This window comes from Clostridium lacusfryxellense (assembly GCF_018861735.1).
In the GTDB taxonomy this organism is placed as follows: domain Bacteria; phylum Bacillota; class Clostridia; order Clostridiales; family Clostridiaceae; genus Clostridium_AD; species Clostridium_AD lacusfryxellense.
In genome coordinates this window covers 1-2,511 of record NZ_JAHLEB010000121.1, presented here as the reverse complement: position 1 = coordinate 2,511, position 2,511 = coordinate 1, and the positions used below count along the sequence as shown (strand labels likewise).

Sequence of the window (2,511 nt, the reverse complement as noted above, 5' to 3'; positions counted from 1 at the left end):
TTATATACGGTAGATAACGGTTGATAATGGTAAGTAGCATGTATAAAGGTATACATAAGAAAAATTCTTAAATATGCCTATATATCTGGGTTGTCTCGCATAGAATTTAAAATGTTTTTATATTAAAAAAATATATAATAAAGTAGCCAATGAAATAACCTATATTTTAGCAAAGAAAATAGCAGGAGTTATAATATTATAACTCCTGCTATTTATTATATTAATTCATTCGCTTTATAAGAATATTGTAGCCTAACTATTAACATTTAATCCGTATATCCATAGCCTATTAATTTATTATTATCCATTCCTAAATACACAATCATATTACTTTGTACTCCACCTTTTGTTGGAAAATCTATAAGATATACTTCTTTTCCAATATAAGAAATGTTATTAATTCTCCCCATACTTTCATGTAAGGTTATTTTAGAAAGTTTGCTATCCTTCCAAGTTCCTAATACCCTCTCCTTATCTTTTGGGGTTAGTTGATTATAGGTCACTTCCCTAATGTCTTGTTCTTTCACAGTTGTACTTATTGGTTGTTTATTCGTTGTTATACTTACTTCCTTTGGGCTTGAACAAGCAGTAAATAAGACCAAAGAAAGAACTGATGAAATAATAAGTAAATTTATTTTTTTCATAACACACCTCTCTTTATATATTAGACGATACGAATTACAATTTAGTTTCACTAAAAATTAAATTATATAATATATATTATATAACACTACCTAAATTTTATATGCCATACTTTTAATTGCTTCTAAATCTTCATCGGCTACATCATAATGTCTATCTGTCATTATTAATTTATAGATAATGGTATCTATGTCTGACAATTTAATAATTGCACTTACAAGACTATATAAGGCTAACGGCTTATATTTTTTCATAGCATGTGCTTTGCAAATAGCATATAACTTGGATTTTGGTTGGTCTAATAAGTATTCTCGTTTATTGAAAGTTTTCACGCCATCTTCTTCATCAAATTTAAAATATTTGTTACCTGTGGCTATTCTTGCCTTTTCTGTTTCTGATTTAAGCAGAGAAATATACCTTGTAGTTGGCTTTGGTAATTCCAACGTTTTATTAGTAATCTCTGTAATTGTATAATTCACTTTAGATTTAAGGATTTCCATAAATATTATTTCAGTATCCTTTAATGATACTGGATAATAACCGTTTGTAACCCTCCAATTTCTTTTGTAGGTGAAGAATCCTATATAGTCTTGTAGGTATTTAGTGCTAACATTAGTCATCTTCCCATAAATAAATTGCTTTATATCTGAATGGAGTTCATTCACCCTTCCCAGAGACAGGTTATTTGCCCTTTTAAGCAGAAAAAACTCTTCATAGAGCATAGTTCCTCTGTTAGAGATATAATCTATCATATTGTCTTTATATAAGCCTTCTAATACCTTTTGGTTCTTGTCTCTTGTCTGCTTTGATGTAATAGGGTTTGAATAATCTGGGGTTCCATAGCCATAATTATTAAGAACTTTTAAGTAATTTGATGGTTTAATATAATGGGGAATGTCAAAGAGATTGCAGTAATCCTCATATACTGAATTTGCGTCAGAACAGATATAACTTGGATTATCAAAATGACCTTCAAATAAATCAACTAATAAATTTTTGGTGAGTTTCCCTAAACACGATACCTTACTTACTGAATAACCTCTGTTATCTATTGCAGTTGTAACAGTAGCAAATTCAGAACCCATTACTCCAAATTTAGATGGTATCCTACCGTATCTTGGTTTTCTAACATCTACTTTATCAATATATGATATTAAATTCTTTGAGCCTTTTTGAGCCTCTCTTATGAATGTTTCATCTATTTGTATTGCACCAGTTAATTTAGGCATAGGAAAACTTGCGAGAGCATGTATAAGTTTATGCTTCCATAGGAATATCGTTTTGGGGCTAATCCCGATACAACCATAATCCTTTTCTAAAACAGTTTTCATACTGTTTAAAGAATAATTGTTTAAGGTCATTTCAAGAACTTTAATCCAAATATCCCAGTGCCACTTGGTTTTCTCTAAAATTGTGTTAGTGAACAATGTAAAGGATTTGCCACAGCCTTGACACTTATATCTTTGAAAATAGTTTCGTTTTCCATTCTTTACTATAATTTGAGAGGCACAATAAGGACAAGTAGAATTTATATTTAGTTTTTCCAATCTTTGTTGGAAATTTAGAGTTACCATAATATCCATTTCTTTTTCAAGATTTGCTTTGGTATGGATTGAATAGTGATTCACAGCCTCTTTGAACCTATTATATGGTAACTTTTCAAGATATGATAGGACTTCATCAAAAGTTATTTCACGTTTTCTCATAACCTCACCTCATTCGATGTAATCTCGTAAATATATGTACTTATATTATATAATTTTTCAAGTTAAATATCAATGAGACAATGGCATATTTCTAATCAATGTAGGTAGTTAATATAGTATTTTCAATGGTGCATGACCATCAACCGATTATTACCGTATATAA

The 2,511-nt window shown here is 29.5% G+C and carries 2 protein-coding genes; both read right to left on the bottom strand.

The genetic code is table 11. The annotated features are described in order from the left end of the window. Positions 1 to 266: 266 nt before the first annotated feature. Positions 267 to 644: a hypothetical protein gene (locus tag KPL55_RS25455; protein ID WP_216309546.1), complete on the bottom strand. Its 378-nt coding sequence runs from the start codon at positions 642 to 644 to the stop codon at positions 267 to 269. A 90-nt stretch (positions 645 to 734) separates the two neighbouring features. Next, positions 735 to 2,348, bottom strand: a complete 1,614-nt coding sequence (locus tag KPL55_RS25450) for an IS1/IS1595 family N-terminal zinc-binding domain-containing protein (RefSeq protein ID WP_216309545.1) — start codon at positions 2,346 to 2,348, stop codon at positions 735 to 737. Positions 2,349 to 2,511 lie beyond the last annotated feature (163 nt).

Bases quoted from the DNA above. Each gene is read 5' to 3' on its own strand.
- KPL55_RS25455 (WP_216309546.1), bottom strand. From the start codon at position 644: ATGAAAAAAATAAATTTACTTATTATTTCATCAGTTCTTTCTTTGGTC.
- KPL55_RS25450 (WP_216309545.1), bottom strand. From the start codon at position 2,348: ATGAGAAAACGTGAAATAACTTTTGATGAAGTCCTATCATATCTTGAA.